Consider the following 1337-nt stretch of genomic DNA (forward strand, 5'->3'; position numbering starts at 1 on the left):
CAGGATAGCGCTCACAAAACAGCGTAAAATCGTCACTATTCAATTTTCAAGATACTGTTCTGACAACGATTTACAACTGCATACACATATTCATCAGCCTGCGTTCATAGGTGCGGTCAGGGTGAACATATCGGTTGAGTGTCAGGGTAACGCTGCTGTGACCGAGGACGGCGGACAGAGCTTTTACGTTAAAGCCTTTCTCGGCGGAATTAGTCGCAAAAGTATGGCGGAGCTTGTGATAATTATGATCTTCCACATCGACGGTACGCAGTATTTTCTTGTAGCGGTACTGCATTGTTCGTGGTTCAACAAGCTTGTCCGTTCCCGAAAGGATAAAAGAATCGGCTTGATTTCGGAACATTTCAAAATATTGCATCAGAACATCGGGGATCACAATATCTCTGAAAGAGGTCGCAGACTTCGGAGAAGAAATAACGATTTTTGTTTTTCTGTTGCCGTTTGAGGAACTGATACGCTGAACAGTTCGCCTGATATGCAGTATCTTATGCTGAAAATCGACATCTTCCCACTTCAACCCGCAAAGCTCACCGATACGCAAACCCATAAACAGCGAAAGCAGGATACCAAAAGCGGTAAGCGACATATTCGCTTTCAGGTAGGAAACGAGCTTTTTCTGCTCTGTATCGCTGATCTTCTCGACCTGTTTTCTTTCGGCTTTGGGGAGAACGACATTTTTCAGGGACAGCTTGAAGCCGTATTCCTCCTGAGCATATTTCAGCATTGTTTTAAATACAGTAAATATATCCCTCACATAGCTTGCAGATAACCCGTCTGCGAGCTTTTTATTTATAAAGGCATTTATCCTGCCAGCGGTCAGGTCTGCACAAGGCACATCTCCAAACTCAGGTAGAATATGCTTCTCAAAACTTGTTAATATAGTTTGCAAGCGTGGATTCCTTGACACGGTTTACCACGGCATTCAGCCATTCCCGATATACCTTGCCGACTGTGATATATCTGCACGACAGGAAGCGTGTGGCTATTTCACGCCCTATAAGCACCTTGTTTTCGGCTTCTTCGTAGGTCTTGCCGTAGACATATTGATACTGTGCCTTGCGGTCATCTCCGTATCCAGTGACGAACTTACCCATGTATCGTCCGTCTTTACGCATTATAATGCAAATGCCTTCATTTTCCATTCAGTAACCCTCCATACACTCACAGATGAGCAATCTGCACATCTACGTTGCCCCTGTTGTATACAAACCGCCGATTTTTAACTTGATACTTGCAATTCTACGATATTTTTTGTATAATATCAATATGGGATAGTATGCCATTCATAACTTATATCTGATGAAATTGCGGATTTCGTT

General features: G+C 43.3%; 2 protein-coding genes. Both read right to left on the reverse strand.

Going from position 1 to position 1337, the window contains the following annotated elements:
• Positions 1-70: 70 nt before the first annotated feature.
• Entirely contained in the window at positions 71-907 is an 837-nt protein-coding gene (locus tag RUM_RS03900) for a tyrosine-type recombinase/integrase (RefSeq protein WP_242821747.1), read from the reverse strand.
• Positions 882-1160 carry a hypothetical protein gene (locus RUM_RS13055; RefSeq protein ID WP_015557900.1) on the reverse strand — a complete coding sequence of 93 codons (279 nt, stop codon included), beginning with the start codon at positions 1158-1160 and terminating at the stop codon, positions 882-884. The genes RUM_RS03900 and RUM_RS13055 overlap by 26 nt, the downstream gene beginning before the upstream one ends.
• Positions 1161-1337 lie beyond the last annotated feature (177 nt).

Origin of the sequence: Ruminococcus champanellensis 18P13 = JCM 17042 (assembly GCF_000210095.1) — a bacterium.
Classification (GTDB): domain Bacteria; phylum Bacillota; class Clostridia; order Oscillospirales; family Ruminococcaceae; genus Ruminococcus_F; species Ruminococcus_F champanellensis.

What these genes read in the sequence shown, in the direction of transcription:
- RUM_RS13055 (WP_015557900.1), bottom strand. Translation starts at nt 1,160, where the DNA reads ATGGAAAATGAAGGCATTTGCATTATAATGCGTAAAGACGGACGATAC.